The organism is Acinetobacter sp. CIP 101934 (genome assembly GCF_000369585.1).
Taxonomy (GTDB): domain Bacteria; phylum Pseudomonadota; class Gammaproteobacteria; order Pseudomonadales; family Moraxellaceae; genus Acinetobacter; species Acinetobacter schindleri.
This window is the reverse complement of record NZ_KB850094.1, coordinates 1,191,466-1,210,079: the sequence shown is the minus strand read 5'-3', so window position 1 is coordinate 1,210,079 and position 18,614 is coordinate 1,191,466. Positions and strand designations below refer to the sequence as shown.

Genomic DNA, 18,614 nt, shown 5'->3' with positions numbered 1-18,614 from the left:
GATTTATGAAGATTTTATGATAAGTCTTACAGCACCAAATAAATTAAAAATATTTATTATTTTCAATGTATTATAAATTATTTAAGAATTTTTTCGACATTTTTATAGCAAGAAAATATGTAAAAAATTTTGTGTTTCTTACAAAGAATTTCTTTTTTTACCACAATTTTGATGCATGAATAACCACTATTTAAATTTGATCTAGAAACAAATAATCTTTGTTGAAATATAAAAAAAGGAGACCAACAGGCCTCCTTTTTCACACCACAATCACTTATGCAATTGGTGGTGTATAAGTACCGTCAGCGATGGAATCCTTGATTCGATCCGCTTCTGCAAGCACCAGTGCCAGCAGGTTCTTCACGTTTTCAAGTGTTGCCACCGGACTTAAAGTCGTCATTTTCAGAGATTGAACCTGACCGACTTTAGTTACACCAATGTTCGCTTCACCACGCGCAAACAGTTCATCTGCCACGTTCTGGTTCAGGGCATCCACAAACTCAGCTGGATAACCTGCTGGAACCACACGGAACAATACTGATGCAAACTGCGGCTCAACCAGAAGTTCCAGACCATCCGTTGCCTTGATGTAATCTGCCACTTCACGTGTCAATTTCACGCCATGATCAATCATTGAACCGTAAAGCTCTTCACCCAAGGCTTCAACCGTCATCCACAACTTCAACGCATCGAAACGACGCGTGGTTTGCAGTGACTTCGATACCAAGTTCGGAACGCCGTGCTCTTCATCATAAGCAGAGTTTAAATACTCCGCTTCATAATGCATGAAACGATAGTTCGCTTCATCTTTCAGCAAGAACGCACCACATGAAATCGTTTGGAAATAATGCTTGTGGAAATCCAATGTGATCGAATCAGATAACTCAATCCCATCCAGCATAGAACGATAGTCATTGGATAGAATCAGTGCGCCACCCCATGCCGCATCGATATGCATCCACGCGCCATATTTATTGGTGATTTCACGAATTGCTTTCAATGGATCAATCGCGCCCGCATCGGTTGTACCTGCGGTTGCTACCACACATGCGACGATTTTGCCTTCAGACTGAAGATGCGCCATGGTTTTTTCCAGAGCATCAACATCCATCTGTGCATTTTCATTTACAGGAACAGTAACTACTGACTGGAAGCCCATACCCATCATCGCCATGTTCTTTTGCACAGAGAAGTGCGCATTTTCAGAACAGATGACTTTGACGTTACGCATCGCGTCCGCAGGGATACCATCACGCTGAACCGACCACGGATTGCCGTTTTCGTCTTTCCAGTTTTTCGCGATGCAGGCATCACGCGCCAGCAATACACCCATCAGGTTCGACTGTGTACCACCTGAAGTAAATACACCCGCCTGACCTGAACCATAACCAACCTTTTGACGTAGCCAGTCGATTAACTGCACTTCCATCAAAGAACCCGCTGGGCTTTGATCCCAAGAGTCCATGGATTGGTTAGTCGCATTGATCAGCACTTCCGCAACCTGGCTTGCCACCATGGTTGGACAGTGCAAATGCGCTAGAGAATGAGGGTGATGTACTTTCAAGCTTTTGTTAAGGAATAGCTCAACCATACGCTCTAAAGACTTTTGAAGACCCAAACCATCTTTAGAAGGGTTGAAAGCAATTGCGCTACGCAATTCCTTGATGCTGCCACCCGTGTACATTTTGTCATTTTGCAACCATGCTGCAACCGCTTCGGTCGCCTGGTCCATCGCTGACTCATAGTCAGCGATAGATGCAGCATCATTGCAGAGTAACGCTTTACGATGTTCTGCAAAATCTACCATAAATTACGCGCCTCGAACTGCGACTAAAGCTTCAGCAACCGCTTTCTTGAAGCGAACCAGAACTTCTTCACACTCTGCCTGAGTAATAATCAATGGGCAAAGCAAACGGATCACTGTACCGTTACGACCACCTTTCTCAAGCAACAGTTTGTTGTTGAAACAAGCAGTCTGGATCGCTGCAGCCAATTGACCATCAGCAGGTAAAGAACCCATATGGTCGGCAGGTTTACGTTCGTCTACAATTTCAACACCGATCATTAAGCCACGGCCACGCACGTTACCGATACATGGGAATTCAGCAGCTAGCTTTTTCAGTTCAGCTTGCAGGAAATCACCACGTTCTTGTGCGTTTTGCGCCAGATTTTGCTCTTTAATGGTATTGATGGTTGCAAGACCTGTACCCATTGCCAGCTGGTTACCACGGAATGTACCGGTATGGCCAGCAGGTTGCCATGCGTCGAACTTACGTTTAATACCAAGCACTGCAAGTGGCAGGCTACCACCCACGGCTTTAGACATCACCACCACATCAGGTTCGATACCCGCGTGTTCAAATGCAAACATTTTGCCTGAACGTGCAAAGCCCGCTTGAACTTCATCAAGAATCAATACGATGTTGTGTTTTTCAGTCACTTCACGGATTTTCTGTAACCATTTTACTGGTGCTGTTACCACACCGCCTTCACCTTGAATCGCTTCAAGAATCACAGCTGCTGGCTTCGTTACACCGCTTTCAACATCTTCAATGAAGTTTTCAAAGAAGTAAGTTAAAGCGTCAACACCCGCTTCACCACCTAGACCCAATGGGCAACGGTATTCATGCGGATAAGGCATGAACTGAACGCCTGGCATTAAACCATTCACGGCATTCTTCGCAGACAGGTTACCTGTCATGGCCAATGCACCATGCGTCATACCGTGATAGCCACCAGAGAAGCTGATCACTGAACTACGACCGGTAAAGGTTTTGGCAAGTTTAATCGCTGCTTCTGTTGCATCTGCACCAGATGGGCCACAGAACTGTAAGCAATATTCTTCTTTACCACCTGGAAGGTAGGAAAGAAGAGCTTCAGTGAAAGCATCTTTTAAAGGAGTGGTTAGATCCAGGGTATGCAGTGGGAGACCGCTTGCAAGCGTATCCTGGATACTTTGAATCACCGCAGGATGATTATGGCCCAAAGCCAATGTCCCTGCCCCAGCTAAACAATCAAGGTACTCAGTACCTTCAACATCGGTAACCCAGCAACCTTGTGCTTTCGCTATCGCTAACGGTAATTTACGTGGATAACTACGCACATTCGATTCCATCTGACTTTGGCGAGTCAAGTAGTATTCGTTTGTGGAATTGGTGGCAGGGTTTACAGAAGTAACGCTCATATCGAATTACCATCTCTGATATGGGTTGAAAGAAATAAGTCTGGTGACGTTTGGTCCTTTGACTCGGTGCTTTATAAGATTTTAGTTAGCCATAATCTTAGTTAACTAACTTAGGAGGCGGATGATACCGAATTTTTCAGGAAAATAAATAACTTTCAACTCAATTTACCTGAAAATTTATCGAAAAAAAATATCATGCCTGTCTAAGCTCTAAATTATCATCTTAACGTGTGACAAAGGAAAGAAAAGCAGCTTCTTTTATACTTTTTTGTAGCCTTTCAGAAAAGTTCGCATTGATTTTAATAATACATTAATAAATATATAATTTTTAAAATAATTAAAACTTAAAACTCGAGAAAAAATAATCGAAAACTTAACACTCTTACCACAAATATTTCGCAAAAAGAGCACAATTGAGATTTAATATCTGAGGATCAGCCAAGATGGCTAATTTTAAGAAAAACAGGAAGAAAATATGCGCCTCCTAGCATTGTCCAGCCTTATACTTGCAGGCACCTTGGCGAGTACTGCATTTGCAGACCAAAATGAGCCACTGAATTATAATATTATTAATATTTCAGCAGAGGCCAGCCGCGATATTTCCAATGACCTGATGCATGCCAATTTATATGTAGAAAAATCCAATAAACAGCCTGCTGAGCTTGCAGCGCAAATTAATCAACTCATGAACCAGGCCATCAATGCCGCAAAGAAATATCCGAGTGTGAAAATTGAAACCGGTTCACAACACACTTATCCAGTCTATGACAATGACAACCGTAAACTCAGAGAGTGGAGAGCTCGTGCTCAGGTACGTATTGAATCGACTGACTTCAAAGCGGCTTCACAGCTAATTGCCGAATTGCAGCAAAACTTCCAGACTGAATCAATTAACTTTACAGTATCTGAAGCAAAACGTAATAAAGTTGAAAATGAGCTGATGCTGGAAGCATCCAAAAACTTCCAGCAACGTGCACAAAGCCTGGCTCAGGCTTGGAACAAAGCTGGATATCAACTGGTAAATATGAATATTAACACCAATAATTCAGGCTACCCACCGGTTCCACGTATGGCAATGGCCAAAGCGGCTTATGCAGAAGCAGCTATTCCAGATCAGGAAATGGCAGCGGGTGAGTCTAAAATGACTGTGAGTGCCAATGGTTCGATTCAGTTTAAGTAAGTGTTAGTAAAAGTATTCTGATTTTAAAAACCACCCTTTTGGGTGGTTTTTTATCACCTGAGGTTACTTTAAAAAATCAACGCTACAAATTCATACATACTTCGGTATAAATACCACTTTGATAGGTTTAGAGTAACCGACATTTGTATCAATCCTCTTACCTTATGTCCCTTGATCAACCCAACTTATATCTGTTTCATCTTTTTAATGCACCTGATCACGCTTCAATATGGATGATCAACTATGCCTGTCTAATTGCACATGATTTGGTGTATTTATTCCTGCTGATCTTTGCCATAGCTTGGCTACGTGGCAATCGTGAAGTGAAAACCGTGATTATCAAAGCCTTTATCTTCACTGCGATTACCTTATTCATAAGTGAAGTTTTATCTGCTGTGTTGAATACGCCTCGTCCATTTGTCATGGAAATTGGTCATACCTTAATTGAGCATGAAGCCACAGGTTCTTTTCCCAGCAACCATATGAGTATTTTTAGCGGGATTGCCTTTGCCTATTATTTTTCACCACAACGGGACTTGGGGCGACTTCTGCTCTGGACTGCCTGGCTGGTAGCTTGGTCGCGGGTTTATGTGGGTGTACATTTTCCGATTGATATGATGGGAGCATTCGTGATTGCTTTGGCAGTCAATCTTGCTGGCTTACCGCTCTGGTGGAAATATGAGAATAAAATCATGAGCTTTATTTTCAGCATTCATCAATTCCTGTTTAAGCCTTTTATTCGGATGGGCTGGGTGAAGTAAATTTCCAGACATAAAAAATCCCGCTCGAAAGCGGGATTTTTTTAATCTTAATAATTTAGTAAATTGCCATATGATTACGGTGAATCATCTCTAAAGAACGCGCTTCACCAAGGACTTGATGCACTTTGTCTGATGCTAGACCTTTGACGATCTCAGCTGAACGTGAACTAAAGTTCACACGTCCGACCGCAATACGGTGACCTTGTGTATCGACACATTCCACCACATCACCACGCTCGAAATGACCTTCAACTGCTTTAACGCCTACCGGTAACAGACTGCGGTGATTTTCTTTAATGGCCTTAACAGCACCATCATCAATCACCAGACGACCTGCCGTTTGCAAATGCGCTGCCAGCCATTGCTGATGTGCAGTAACACGATCATCATCAGTGATGAATAAAGTGCCCAACATTTCACCCGTCATAAGACGCGATAAAACACAGTCACTGTCACCACTGGCAATCAGCGTTGGACAACCCGACTTCGCAGCCAGACGTGCAGCGCGGACTTTGGTCAGCATGCCGCCACGACCAAATTTGCCACCACCGCCAGCCATATCAAACAGACTCTCATCCATCGCACGTACGGTATGGAACAGTTTGGCATTCGGATTAGAACGTGGGTCCGAATCAAACATGCCTTCCTGATCGGTCAGGATAATCAGCAGATCCGCATGCACCTGACCTGCCACCATGGCAGCCAAGGTATCATTATCACCAAAGCGGATTTCATCGGTCGAAACGGTGTCATTTTCATTAATCACCGGAATCACACGCCATTCAATCAGGTGCTGCAAGGCATCACATGAATTGAGATAGCGGCGACGATCTGCCAGGTCATCATGGGTTAACAGTACCTGAGCAGTCTGGATCTGGTATTTATCCAGCACGCTTGACCAGATATGAATAAGCCCCATCTGACCAATGGCAGCGCAAGCCTGAAGACTGGGTAGATCGGTGGGTCGATTCTCTAGTTTCATTCGAACCATACCTTCAGCCACAGCACCTGATGACACCAGAATAATCTCGTGTCCTGCATTGTGTAGATCTGCGATTTGTCCCGCCCAGTGCGAGATGGCATCTAAATCTAAACCTTGCCCGTTTGCTGTGAGTAAAGATGATCCGATTTTAACAACGATTCGTTTACAACCCTTGAGCTGACGTTGCCCATCTACCACTTCTATCATCTTGTCCTCAGACTTATCTTTAAAAGATTAACGTACGTAATATACTTCTACGTCGCTGTCGTCATCATCTTCATCATCAAAGTCATCGCCACCCAGACGTTGAGCGCGACGCATTTCACGATAAGCTTCTTTCGCAGCAATCGTTTGTTCACGTGTTTCAGCTTCCAGCTGATCACGGAATGCTTTCATTTCTGCTGCATATTCTGGATCTTCAACTTCACGTTCGCGTTGCTGTTCGATTTGATCCATCAGGTAGTACACAACGTCTTTCGTCCCTTCTGCCGTTAAGCCAGAAGTTTTAAAGACAGGGCCTTCCCACTGTAATTCTTCAAGAATATGGTTACACCATTCGTCACGTGTTTCTTCTGCTAACTGGTCAACCTTGTTCAGAACCAATACCACAGGCAATTTAGAAAGCGTTGGCGAGAATTTCTCGAGCTCTGCAATAATTGCTTTGGCATTGTAAGCAGGATCTGAACCATCAATCGGTTGTACATCGACAATGTGTAGCAAAATGCGTGTACGTGCCAGGTGTTTCAGGAAGCGAATACCCAGACCCGCACCTTCAGCAGCACCTTCGATCAGACCTGGAATATCAGCCATCACAAATGAACGGTAACGATCCGCATCCACAACGCCCAGATTTGGCATCATTGTGGTAAATGGATAATCTGCCACTTTCGGTTTTGCAGCAGATACTGCACGGATAAAGGTTGATTTACCTGCATTAGGCATACCCAGTAAACCAACATCTGCAAGCACTTTTAGCTCCAGACGGATTTCACGGAATTCACCTTTAACACCATGGGTACACTTACGTGGAGAACGGTTAGTCGACGATTTGAAGTGGGTATTACCCAAGCCACCATCACCACCTTGAGCAACCAATACCTTTTGACCGTCTTCGATCAGGTCACCAATAATGTCGCCAGATTCACTATCTACAATAGTTGTTCCTACAGGAACTTTTAAAATAACTGATTCGCCACCACGACCAGCACAGTTTGCGCCAGCACCGTTTTTACCACGTTCAGCGCGAAATCTACGGGTATAACGATAATCTACAAGGGTACTCGTGTCGTCGTCAGCCTGAACATAAATGCTGCCGCCACGACCACCATCACCACCATCTGGACCACCAAATGGTACGAACTTTTCACGGCGAAAACTGGCTACGCCATTGCCACCGTCGCCAGCCTCTACGGTAATGACTGCTTCATCAACAAAGCGCATATTGCCAATCCTCTAAAAACTTTAAAACCGCCTATTCTGCCATATTTTAAAGCATTTCTCGACTACATTTATGCACTATTCCATGAAGATCGCTCATTTCAAGGGTAATTTCATTCAGCTTGTCTCAAAATACAAAACAGTCTGAAAAATATTCAGACCTATAAAAATTCAAAATATAGTTTTTAAAGCTTAATTGATCGTTTTTTATTATTTCTGATTTGGCATCGAGCTGCCTATAGTGCTCAACGTCGAAAAAAAGCCCATGGTATAGCTATGACCACAGAAAAGAATTCTGTCAGCCCATTGTCATCACAATTTGTATTACTTATGGCAATGGCATGTGGTCTCTGTGCCGGATCAGCTTATTTTAATCAGCCCTTAATCTATTCAATCGAGGAAAGTTTAGGAATTACAACCAGTCAGGCTGGCTTAACGGTAGTGATCGCCCAGATTGGATACGTACTGGGCTTAATGCTGTTAGTACCATTGGGAGATTTTCTGAATAAACGCAAGCTAGTGGTCAGTCTGATGGTCTTTGCAGCCATTTCACAGATTCTGCTTTCATTCAGCACGACTTTATCAACGCTTTATGTGTTTACCTTATGTGCGACATTTGGCGCAATCTCAGCGCAGGTTTTAATTCCTTTTGCTTCTACGATTAGTCCACCTGAATCCAGTGCTACCATTGTCGGTAAACTGATGAGTGGCTTGGTGATGGGCATCATTCTGTCGCGGACTTTTGCTGGCTTTGTTTCGACCTACTGGTCTTGGGAAGGTGTTTACTTATCTAGTGGAATCATGACCCTGCTTTTTGCCACTCTCATGTGGAGAAAACTACCGGATACTCAACCGCAGGCGGGTTTGACCATTGGCAGTATCTATCGCTCTTTGTTTGTCATCGCTAAGCAGAACCCGCATCTGATTCGTCGTGCCTGCGCAGGTGCTTTAGGCTTCGGTATTCTATCTATGGTCTTTACTTCCATGACCTTCGTACTAGGTAGCGCACCTTACCATTTCACTGATTTTGAAATTGGCCTGTTCGGCTTACTCGGTGTGATTGGAATTTATTCATCAAGCTGGTCAGGCAAAACCGTAGGACAGGGCAGAGAAAATCTGGTCGCCAAGCTATGTATTGCTTTAATGCTCAGCTCTACACTGCCCTTATATTTTGCCCAGCAGAATATTGTGATCTATGCGATTGGCGTATTGATGGCTTATTTTGGCCTGACCGCATTCCATGTATTAAATCAGAATCTGGTTTATCGGACTGACCTGAAATCACGTTCCAGAATTAATGCAGTATATATGACCATTTATTTTAGTGGTGCAGCTTTAGGCTCACTCGGTGCGGTTTATGCCTGGGAGCACTTTGAATGGGTTGGTTGTGTGGTACTTGGCCTTGTTTTATCGATTGGGATTTTGCTGATTGATCGGTGGGATTTCAGGAAGATGTTTGAGACAAAAATTTCATCTTAATTAACCTCTCCTTAACCCTCTGCTTTAAGGAGAGGGAAATTTCTTAATTTTTTTAATTCCTTTTTACCGCTTTCGTCACTTATCAGCTCTTTTAAAACCAAACACTCTTTTTTAGAAAAATACAATCATCGTCAAATAGATGAAGTTGTCTTTTTTAAATGGTCATAATTGTCATCGCCAACTAAGACCATATTTTTCAATATATTATATTTAGTCTTGACTTTAATTAATTGACATCAATATATTTATATTGTTGAAATATAAGCTTTGTACTTTTTTGTTTTTCCCAACTTGTATAAATCATCAACACCGCTATAGGTGCAAACATTGTCGCCGACCAAATCAAAAGATTTTTTTTTGCAGTAGACTTATCTTCTACAAACCTTTGTATCAGCGCATAAAGAGCAATAGTGATCGCACATAAAATCCAATAGATCGCCAATTAAAGTAGCAACCAAATTTTCTGACTTTTTCATTTATTGCTTCCTCAAAAGCAATTTAGCTTCTATTTTGGAACACGTTCTTTATTTTCTAAAATCTCCGGCAGACTACGCTCTAACCAGCCAATCAGATAATTTATTTTTTCTGCGGCCTGTGAACCAGTAATGGTCAACTGATATTCCACTTTTGGTGGTACGACAGGATAGACTGTTCTTAAAATGAACCCGTCCTGCTCCAGCATTTTTAAAGTCTGGGCCAGCATCTTTTCACTCACCCCTTCAATGCGCTGTTTCAGCTCACTGAAACGATGTACGCCATCACTTAAGCAACGTAACACCAGAATCGACCATTTATTGGCTAAGTGTTCCAGTATTTCACGTGAAGGACATTCTGTTGATAAAACCTGACCCAGTAATTTACTGGTTTCATAAGCTGACATAATATTTCTCTTAATTTATAAACTTACTTTTCAGCATGTACTTTCATTTAGAAAGTTATCAGATCAAGAATTCATCAGCAAGGTTATTTTCAAATTAATATTCCATTTAAATCCAAAACTTAAACCTAAAAAACATGCAATAAAAAAGAGCCTCAAATGAGGCCCTTTTTTCAGCTCAATACTAATTATGCATTAGTTTCAGCAGGAACTTTTGGATAGCTTACGCCGCCCATTTGTTCAGCGATACGTAATACTTGGCAGCTATAACCTACTTCGTTATCGTACCAAACATAAGCAGTTAAACGGTTGCCTGAAGTGATAGTCGCTTGCGCGTCAAATACACCTGCAGTACGTGAACCGATAAAGTCAGAAGATACCACTTCAGTCGAGTTGGTATAACCAATTTGACCTTGAAGGTTAGAATTGATAGAGATTTGGCGAATGTATTCATTCACTTCGTCACGATCAACTTCTTGACCCAAAGTCAGGTTAAGAATCGCAAGAGATACGTTTGGTGTAGGTACACGTACAGAATTACCTGTCAGTTTACCTTGAAGTACTGGAAGCGCTTTTGCAACAGCCTTAGCAGCACCAGTTTCAGTAATTACCATGTTCAGTGTAGCAGCACGGCCACGACGATCAGCTTTGTGGTAATTGTCGATCAGGTTCTGGTCGTTCGTGAACGAGTGAACTGTTTCAACATGACCATTGATCACTGTGTATTTGTCGTTTAACACTTTCAGTGTTGGAGTGATCGCGTTCGTTGTACAGCTTGCTGCAGAAATGATTTTGTCTTCATCAAGGATGTCAGCCTGGTTCACACCAAATACAACGTTCTTCATGTCACCTTTACCAGGTGCAGTCAGAATGACACGCGCAGCGCCCGGGCATTTCAGGTGTTGAGCAAGACCTTCAGCATCACGCCATTTACCCGTGTTGTCGATTACTAGTGCATTTTCGATACCGTATGCAGTGTAATCCACTTCAGATGGATTAGATGCATAGATCACTTTGATGAACTGACCGTTTGCAATGATTGCTTCGTTTTCTTCATCTACAGAGATCGTACCCGCGAATGGACCATGGATTGAGTCACGACGTAATAATGACGCACGTTTTTCCAAGTCACCGTCAGATGATTTACGAACCACGATTGCTTTCAGGTTCAAGCCACGGCCTAGACCTGACTGGCTGATCATCAAACGTGCAAGAATACGGCCGATACGACCAAAACCGTAAAGTACAACGTCCTTACCTTCAACTGAAGTTGCATTGCCTTCAAGAGATTTCACAGCGTCAGCAACGAATGCGTTAACATCACCACCTTTTGCTTTGAATTCAACAGCAAGTTTGCCTAGATCAATTTCAGCAGTACCGATGTTGTCAATTTTCGCCAATGCTTCAAGGATTGGGAAAGTGTCTACAACAGAAAGCTCAACGTCTAATACGCGAGTACGACGATGCGCTTTAAGGATCTGGATTACAGAACGGTTAATTAAAGAGCGACCGTAAACTGTAGCTACGATATTTTTTTCACGATATAACTGACCTACTAGGGCAATCATACGCTCCGCGAGTTCTTCACGGTTTTTCCAGCGACCTTGGTGCTCTGCATGGAGGGCAACGATAGTGTCTTTGCTCACAGATACGTCCTCTAATTAATTGTAAATCTAAGCATAAATTTCAAAACCCAATAATTGTAATGGAATTGGCAGCAAGTTTGAATCAAAAGCTGCCAAAGTCCTGAGGAAAAAGGCCTATATTCACTATAAATTTTAAAAATAGTTGTAATTAGCTAGATGATTTTGCATTTAAAAATCGAAAAATAATACTTTTCATGCTCTAAACCAGATTTTTGTTAAATGTTGTTTATTCACTCAAATCTAAATCTCGAAGTTGACTGCATTTTCATGATCCAGTTGCAGCCTGCTGCCTGCTGAAAAATTCATATCCAGGCTCATAGAAGCATTAAAGTTTTCCACATCGAAATCATCATAAGTTTCTGGCAAATGAATCAGTACAGGTAACCGGGTGAGACCATTATCCCCACAAGGAAAGGCATAGTGACGCTCAACTTTCTGGAAACTTTGCAAACTTTCAAATTCTAGAAATACACTGCTGTTTTCATGGGTTCTTGGTACCTGAATAATTTCCAGGAACATGCTACGTTTTAACTGCTGCAATTTATTCAGTGTTATTTCTATTGCCTCATCTGAATTATCTTTACGCCAAAGCTTTTTCAGCATGGATTTTTTTTCATATTCGGCTTTCTGACGGTTCAACGTATTGATATATTTTTTCAGATCCCGATATTGCTGCACATTATCGGCAATCGTGGTTTGAATATCTTTAATCGGCTGCTCGGAACGATGATGCATTACCTGCCATTCATTCCGGTTCATCGGAATAAAGGTTTCACCCTTACGCTTTTCCAGCAAACGGATAAATGCCAATAACTTATATTCGAAATTCTGGATATAGGAATTAAACATAAATCCTGGCTGAGCTTTGAAGTCCCGGTAATAGGCTAAAATTTCAGTAAAGATTTTATATACATGTAAATAGAGATAAGCAAACTCTTCAATATGCGACAAATGATCACGAATCGCATCCCGCATTGGCAGCAGCAATTCCCGTGTCAGAATTTCCTCCAACTGCTTCAAATGGCGTTGCGCAACAACATCGGCATTCTTTTCGACCACTTGAACCGGTTCGACCAGCAAAGGTAATAACTTTAGTTCAGAGACCTGCTCCAGATTATGCACAATGTCCCTGACGTCCAGATGGATCTGGCTTTGCAAGGTTACCATTCGCTGCATCTGGGATTTCAGTGTCTCTACTACCTCTTCATTCATATCCTCTTTCAGATCCAGAACCAGAATATTCAGATAAACTTGACCTTCTAATGCACCTTTTTCTTCTATGAGGAAGCGACGAATAGAATACGGGTTTTGTTGTACATCCATCACAGGCGCAACGATAAATAAAAACTGTGAAGTGCGGACAATATCAAAATGACGGATTTGCTGTTCTTTAATCAGAAAATAACGGAATAGCGGATGTTGCATTTCCGCAGTCTGTTTTTTTAATAAAGGTTTATACCAGTAGCCCAACAACTGTTGCTTGATAAACACTTCAATAATGAAGCATTTAACCTGCTGTTCAGTGAGCTTACGTACGCCTTCGACCGGCTGTAATTGAAGACCACGAATAATTTCAGCAGCATTCAGCAAGAAAGTACGACGTAGCTCCAGCTTTTCACGCTGCATCTGGAAGTTTTCATTGACTTCAATTTTATCAATCTGCTCGAGTACGTTTTCCAGGTAGTCGGCAACTTGCAAGCTGTCATTTAACCCGAGCAGGCTTTTCAAAGAGATACCGAACGTGCTGGCATAATAACGCATCCGGTCATTCAGAAATTTTTGGCTTAAAGCTTCTACCGAATGATAAGCCTGATAACGGTATTGATTGGTTTCCTGATCCCAGAGAATTCTTTTTGGCTTTAAAATCTGAAAATCGATACTTTCCTTGAGCTCAGGAGAGATATCTGCCAGAACGCTTTTAAGGTCCCGCTCCCATTCTAAATCGAGGCTCGGTTCCAGTTGGGATAAACGTGCACGTAACTGATATGGAATCGCAATCTGTGACATATTTATCCCCTTTAAATATAACGAACATTCTTTTAAACAAAATGGTACATGAATTAGATAACATTTACGTCAAAATTATCTGACGAATATCACACTTATGCAAATAGCATTATTCATTATTTTTTTTGAATTTTTCCAGCTTTTCAGCTTTTTTTTCAAGTTCATCTTTTTTCAACTGCTGCTGTTTTAAATGCAATATTCCTTCCACAATCAGCACCATCACCGCTAGCCAAATCGGGATATAGGTCAGCCATTCTCCAGATTCTACCCGTTCCCCAAGTGCCATCGAGGCAAAAGCCAATAACACTGGCTCCAGATAGCTCAGCAGACCAAAAATCACAAAAGGCAGATAACGGCTTGCCAGAATATAACTACCTAAGCCTAAAGCACTTAAGAAACCCAAACCCAACACTGCCAAGATGAGATGAGGGAAATTGACCATTAGCTTGAGAGAATCGCTATGTACAAAGCCCAGATAGAAAGCCACTGGCAGAATCAGACACAAGTCCCACCAGAATCCACCCAAGTGATCCGTACCAAAGCGACGGCGCAGGAAGAAATACAGTGGATAAGCCAAAGCCACATAGACCGTTTCCCAGGCAATAAAACCAATCCGCCAGATTTCATGTCCCACGCCCAGTACCGCACAAACCACCGCCGCCATCTGCCAGGCAGACAATTTTTCTTTATAGAGCACACAGCCAACCAGAACCATCACCAAAGGCAACAGGAAATAACCCAGCGACACTTGCAGGCCGCGACCATTAATCGGCCCCCATAAGAATAACCAGAGTTGGGTTGTACAAAGTAAAGAGCTAATAATTAACCAGATCAGAAACGTCGGCTGCTGTAGAATTCGCTTAAAAATACTGCCGATATGATTGAGATCACCTGACCACCACATAAACGCCGTCAGAAACGGGAGGGTCGCCAACATACGCCATGCAAAGGTTTGCTCACTGTCTAGTGGCTGCAGAAAAGGCGTGAAAATATAAAGCACACCAAAAACCAGTGACGCCAGCACTGACAGCGCGATCCCTTTATACATTCACTACCCCAAAATCTCTTTGCGCGCATTATATCGGGATGTCTTCAAGAATACTTGTCTCTATTCTTTGATCGAATGATAAATTTTCAAGGTGTAGCTTCTGATTGTATAAATATAAAAAAACCATGCCGAAGCATGGTTTGAGGATAAACTGAGTTTAGCGCGCAGTTTGTTTGGTGTGAATCACATCACTCAGGTCATAACCGACTGACTGTGCGTATTGTAAATATTCATTCACTACATTTTTATCCAACTGCGGGTCACGTGAGAGTATCCACATATATTTACGTTTAGGCTCACCGACCAGAACGGTTTGATAGTTTTCATCCAGTTTCAAGACCCAATAATCGCCACGTCCGACAGGAATCCAGCGAATGAAGTCTGGCAAGAAACTGACTTTTAATTTGGTATTTTGGGGTGGATTTTGCACAAATGCCTCACCCCCTGACTGGGTTTGTTCACCATCTTTTTTAATACAGCGGTTATCAACCACGATATTGCCATTTTCATTCAAAGTATACGTTGCTGTGACATCACGGTCACACTTATTCTGAAAATATAAAGGCTTACGCGCCACTTCGTACCATATACCCAAATAACGGTCCAGTTCAACTTTTTCCACAGTCGGTAATGACTCTTTTTGCGCATATGCCATGGTCGTAGCGCCCAAACCCAGAAGAACAGCACTACCAATCGCAATTTTGGCAATTTTTAGACTTGCCTGAGAAAAATTCTTAGTTGTCATAAAGTATCCTTTCATTCACACAGATGAGTGAACCACATGTTTTTGTAAAATTTTATCTGTAACAACAATAACGTCATCGTGTGAATGATTGTGTATCGATATGTAAGATTTATGATTAGTTTTGCACAACTAATCATAGGCAGATCAATTGCTTAACTCAGCATCTGAGCCTTCAAGCGTAAGATTTCATCACGCAAACGTGCCGCTTGTTCAAATTGCAATTCTTTGGAAGCTTTCAGCATTGCTTTTTCAAGCTTGCTCATGTGTTTCGCAAACAGTTTCGGATCTGCTAGCAAATGACGTTCATCCGCACTTAAAGCTTTGGCCTGATCAGAAATACGCTCATCAATTTGATCGTCATCGAGTACCTCGCCGGTATCAATTTCCTTGATCACCTGACGTACTGCACTGCGTGGGATAATGCCATGCTCTTCATTAAACTGAATTTGTTTGGCACGACGGCGCTCGGTTTCGTCAATTGCCTTCTGCATCGAGTCCGTAATCCGGTCCGCATAAAGAATTGCTTTACCTTTCAAGTTACGCGCAGCACGACCAATGGTCTGAATCAGTGAACGTTCGGAACGTAGAAAACCTTCTTTATCTGCATCCAGAATCGCAACCAAGGACACTTCTGGCATATCCAGACCTTCACGTAACAGGTTAATCCCGACCAGCACATCGTAAATACCGGTACGCAATTCATGAATAATTTTTACCCGCTCTACAGTGTCGATATCTGAGTGCAAGTAGGCTACCTTTACGCCATATTCTTTCAAATATGAAGTCAGGTCTTCTGCCATACGCTTGGTTAATGTCGTCACCAGTACACGTTCATTCAGATCTTTGCGGATATTGATTTCGGACAATACATCATCGACCTGGGTCAGCACTGGACGGATTTCAATTTCAGGATCGACCAATCCTGTTGGACGCACCACCTGCTCTACAATTTGTTCTGACTTTTCCAGTTCATATCGTGCTGGCGTTGCACTGACATAGACCGTGGTTGGAACAATACGTTCCCATTCCTCAAATTTCATTGGACGGTTATCCAGTGCACTCGGCAAACGGAAACCATAGTTCACCAGATTTTCCTTACGTGAACGGTCGCCCTTATACATCGCACCAATCTGTGGAACGGTTACATGTGATTCATCAATAATCAGCAAGGCATCATCAGGTACATAATCGAACAATGTTGGCGGTGCTTCACCTGAAGGACGGCCAGATAAATGACGTGAATAGTTTTCGATGCCATTGGTATAGCCCAGTTGCTGCATCATTTCCAGATCATAACGGGTACGCTGTTCGATACGCTGTGCTTCTAATAATTTGTCATTCTCACGGAAAAACACCAGACGCTCTTTCAGCTCTTCCCGGATGGTCTCAATGGCACGGGTCAGATTATCCTTTGGTGTAACATAATGACTTTTTGGATAAATTGTCACACGCGGTACTTTGCGGATCATTTTGCCAGTCAATGGATCAAACCAGCGGATCGAATCTACCTCATCATCAAACAGCTCGATACGGATTGCATTCTGGTCCGATTCCGCAGGGAAAATATCAATAATTTCACCGCGAATACGATAGGTACCACGCAGAAACTCCAGTTCATTACGAGTATATTGCATCTCGACCAGACGGCGAATAATGTCATCCCGACCAATACGATCCCCTTCCACCACATGCAGCAACATGCTCATGTAGGCATTCGGATCACCCAAACCGTAGATTGCAGAAACTGAAGCAACAATAATGGCATCACGGCGTTCTAATAAAGCACGTGTTGCGGATAACCGCATCTGGTCAATATGATCATTAATTGCTGAATCTTTCTCGATAAAAGTATCGGAAGATGGCACATAGGCTTCAGGCTGATAATAATCATAGTAACTAACGAAATATTCCACCGCATTATTCGGGAAGAATGCCTTAAATTCGCCATAGAGCTGTGCTGCCAAGGTTTTGTTATGTGCCATGACAATGGTCGGGCGTTGCGTCCGCGCAATTACATTGGCCATAGTGTAGGTCTTACCGGACCCTGTCACGCCTAGCAATAGCTGATTCTTATAGCCCCGTTCAATTCCCTGAACCAGTTTTTCAATGGCTTGTGGCTGATCGCCAGCAGGTTGATAGCTGGTCACTAAATCGAAAGGGGTTTTATCAGACATAATTTGCGGCAATTCACTGGCAATATTTTGTTGTTCTAATTATGGGGTTAAATCTGAATTACTCAATGCCTAAACAGGTGTCTATTTGGTAAAAATTGAAGTCTATAAGTAACTTAATAGAATGATTACAAAACAGTTCCATCTCATCTTATCCGCCTTGAATATTTTATTAAATTTCAAAAATATTTATTTAAAAATTAGGGCGTGTCCTCATTTGGCTTTACACCAAATAAACATGCAAGCAATGTAAATCATAGACTGGTAATTTCGTGCAAGCTTATCAAATCGGGTTGCAATCGCTCGGAAATGCTTCAATCTCGCAAACACATTTTCAACTAAATGTCTTAATTTATATAGATATTTATCAAACTCCTTATTCGATCTTTTACTATTTGATCTCATTGGAATGATGGGAATTATATCCTTGTTCTGGGCATATATTCTAATGTGCTCAGCATCATACCCCTTATCAGCAATGAGATAAGTTGCCTCGCCTACAGTATCAATCAGTTGTTTTGCAACTTGACTGTCGTGGACGCCACCCCCAGTGATTTTAAAATCAATCGGTAATCCATTCGCGTCGGTTGCAAGATGTATTTTTGTTGTTCGTCCACCACGTGATTGTCCAATTGCTCTTTCGAAACCATTCCGAGCTCCACTTGCATGTTGATGCACGCGTATGTAGCTTCCGTCAATGAATACCCATTCTTGATCCAAGACGCCTCGTAATCTAAAAAAAATTTATTCCACAATCCCTTGCTTGCCCAACGATTAAAACGATTATAAGCAGTTTGCCAAGGACAAAATTCTTGAGGAATATCACGCCATGTGGCGCCTGTACGCAGTTTCCATAAGATCGCTTCCATGATATTTCTACTATTCTTTGAACGGTAGCAACCATGTAATCGCATAGTATCTTGAATTTGCTGCCAGATATCATCGGTAAGAAGAGTACGTGCCATTGAAAATATAGAAATAAAAAGAGCTTAAAGGAGGATTTTAAGTATTTAAAACCAATTCTTCAAATGAGGAAACGCCCTAGCTAATAATATTTAAGAACTCAAGCAAGTGGCACTTTAAACATCTCTATGAAG

14 protein-coding genes are annotated in these 18,614 nt (G+C 42.2%); 3 read left to right on the top strand and 11 right to left on the bottom strand.

From position 1 onward, the window contains the following. Nucleotides 1–274 precede the first annotated feature (274 nt). Together F899_RS06105 and F899_RS06100 are read right to left on the bottom strand one after the other, a co-directional pair. Nucleotides 275–1,807: a pyridoxal phosphate-dependent decarboxylase family protein gene (locus tag F899_RS06105; protein ID WP_004894021.1), complete on the bottom strand. Its 1,533-nt coding sequence runs from the start codon at nucleotides 1,805–1,807 to the stop codon at nucleotides 275–277. Nucleotides 1,808–1,810: 3 nt separating this feature from the next. Continuing rightward, on the bottom strand, nucleotides 1,811–3,184 hold the full coding sequence (locus tag F899_RS06100) for a diaminobutyrate--2-oxoglutarate transaminase (RefSeq protein WP_004894020.1): 1,374 nt from the start codon (nucleotides 3,182–3,184) through the stop codon (nucleotides 1,811–1,813). Between the two features lie 475 nt (nucleotides 3,185–3,659). Here F899_RS06100 and F899_RS06095 point away from each other — a divergent pair, with 475 nt between their 5' ends. Next, on the top strand, nucleotides 3,660–4,364 hold the full coding sequence (locus tag F899_RS06095) for an SIMPL domain-containing protein (protein ID WP_005221478.1): 705 nt from the start codon (nucleotides 3,660–3,662) through the stop codon (nucleotides 4,362–4,364). A 164-nt stretch (nucleotides 4,365–4,528) separates the two neighbouring features. Beyond that, nucleotides 4,529–5,125: a phosphatase PAP2 family protein gene (locus F899_RS06090; protein ID WP_005221477.1), complete on the top strand. Its 597-nt coding sequence runs from the start codon at nucleotides 4,529–4,531 to the stop codon at nucleotides 5,123–5,125. Between the two features lie 55 nt (nucleotides 5,126–5,180). Here the strand turns inward: F899_RS06090 and proB are convergent, their stop codons facing one another. Further along, on the bottom strand, nucleotides 5,181–6,314 hold the full coding sequence (gene proB, locus F899_RS06085) for a glutamate 5-kinase (RefSeq protein WP_005221476.1): 1,134 nt from the start codon (nucleotides 6,312–6,314) through the stop codon (nucleotides 5,181–5,183). Nucleotides 6,315–6,341: 27 nt separating this feature from the next. Beyond that, entirely contained in the window at nucleotides 6,342–7,547 is a 1,206-nt protein-coding gene (gene cgtA / locus F899_RS06080; RefSeq protein WP_004894010.1) for an Obg family GTPase CgtA, read from the bottom strand. Nucleotides 7,548–7,820: 273 nt separating this feature from the next. Between cgtA and F899_RS06075 the strand changes: the two genes are divergently transcribed. Then, on the top strand, nucleotides 7,821–9,023 hold the full coding sequence (locus tag F899_RS06075) for an MFS transporter (protein WP_005221475.1): 1,203 nt from the start codon (nucleotides 7,821–7,823) through the stop codon (nucleotides 9,021–9,023). Nucleotides 9,024–9,528: 505 nt separating this feature from the next. Here F899_RS06075 and F899_RS06065 read toward each other — a convergent pair. From F899_RS06065 to F899_RS15370, 7 genes are all read right to left on the bottom strand, one after another. Then, on the bottom strand, nucleotides 9,529–9,903 hold the full coding sequence (locus F899_RS06065) for a winged helix-turn-helix transcriptional regulator (protein WP_005221474.1): 375 nt from the start codon (nucleotides 9,901–9,903) through the stop codon (nucleotides 9,529–9,531). 185 nt (nucleotides 9,904–10,088) lie between these two features. Further along, nucleotides 10,089–11,546 (bottom strand): glyceraldehyde-3-phosphate dehydrogenase, encoded by a 1,458-nt coding sequence (locus F899_RS06060; RefSeq protein WP_005221473.1) that lies wholly within the window; start codon nucleotides 11,544–11,546, stop codon nucleotides 10,089–10,091. A gap of 240 nt (nucleotides 11,547–11,786) precedes the next feature. Further along, the gene (locus tag F899_RS06055) at nucleotides 11,787–13,553 is read right to left on the bottom strand and encodes a hypothetical protein (protein WP_005221472.1); all 1,767 of its coding nucleotides are present in this window, start codon (nucleotides 13,551–13,553) and stop codon (nucleotides 11,787–11,789) included. Between the two features lie 109 nt (nucleotides 13,554–13,662). Further along, nucleotides 13,663–14,601: an EamA family transporter RarD gene (gene rarD, locus F899_RS06050; protein ID WP_005221469.1), complete on the bottom strand. Its 939-nt coding sequence runs from the start codon at nucleotides 14,599–14,601 to the stop codon at nucleotides 13,663–13,665. A gap of 157 nt (nucleotides 14,602–14,758) precedes the next feature. After that, nucleotides 14,759–15,346: a lipocalin family protein gene (locus F899_RS06045; RefSeq protein WP_005221467.1), complete on the bottom strand. Its 588-nt coding sequence runs from the start codon at nucleotides 15,344–15,346 to the stop codon at nucleotides 14,759–14,761. A gap of 152 nt (nucleotides 15,347–15,498) precedes the next feature. Next, on the bottom strand, nucleotides 15,499–17,520 hold the full coding sequence (uvrB, locus tag F899_RS06040) for an excinuclease ABC subunit UvrB (protein ID WP_005221465.1): 2,022 nt from the start codon (nucleotides 17,518–17,520) through the stop codon (nucleotides 15,499–15,501). A gap of 210 nt (nucleotides 17,521–17,730) precedes the next feature. Beyond that, nucleotides 17,731–18,482, bottom strand: a protein-coding gene (locus F899_RS15370) for an IS5 family transposase (RefSeq protein ID WP_228127790.1) whose coding sequence is annotated in 2 segments (ribosomal slippage) — nucleotides 17,731–18,248 and nucleotides 18,248–18,482 — 753 coding nt in all. Because the reading frame shifts where the segments join, the coding sequence is not laid out codon by codon here. Nucleotides 18,483–18,614: the final 132 nt, after the last annotated feature.

Coding starts and splice junctions, on each gene's coding strand:
- F899_RS06045 (WP_005221467.1), bottom strand. CDS start 15,346: ATGACAACTAAGAATTTTTCTCAGGCAAGTCTAAAAATTGCCAAAATT.
- F899_RS06090 (WP_005221477.1), top strand. CDS start 4,529: ATGTCCCTTGATCAACCCAACTTATATCTGTTTCATCTTTTTAATGCA.
- F899_RS06065 (WP_005221474.1), bottom strand. CDS start 9,903: ATGTCAGCTTATGAAACCAGTAAATTACTGGGTCAGGTTTTATCAACA.
- rarD (WP_005221469.1), bottom strand. CDS start 14,601: ATGTATAAAGGGATCGCGCTGTCAGTGCTGGCGTCACTGGTTTTTGGT.
- F899_RS06095 (WP_005221478.1), top strand. CDS start 3,660: ATGCGCCTCCTAGCATTGTCCAGCCTTATACTTGCAGGCACCTTGGCG.
- proB (WP_005221476.1), bottom strand. CDS start 6,314: ATGATAGAAGTGGTAGATGGGCAACGTCAGCTCAAGGGTTGTAAACGA.
- cgtA (WP_004894010.1), bottom strand. CDS start 7,547: ATGCGCTTTGTTGATGAAGCAGTCATTACCGTAGAGGCTGGCGACGGT.
- F899_RS06100 (WP_004894020.1), bottom strand. CDS start 3,184: ATGAGCGTTACTTCTGTAAACCCTGCCACCAATTCCACAAACGAATAC.
- F899_RS06105 (WP_004894021.1), bottom strand. CDS start 1,807: ATGGTAGATTTTGCAGAACATCGTAAAGCGTTACTCTGCAATGATGCT.
- F899_RS06055 (WP_005221472.1), bottom strand. CDS start 13,553: ATGTCACAGATTGCGATTCCATATCAGTTACGTGCACGTTTATCCCAA.
- F899_RS06075 (WP_005221475.1), top strand. CDS start 7,821: ATGACCACAGAAAAGAATTCTGTCAGCCCATTGTCATCACAATTTGTA.
- uvrB (WP_005221465.1), bottom strand. CDS start 17,520: ATGTCTGATAAAACCCCTTTCGATTTAGTGACCAGCTATCAACCTGCT.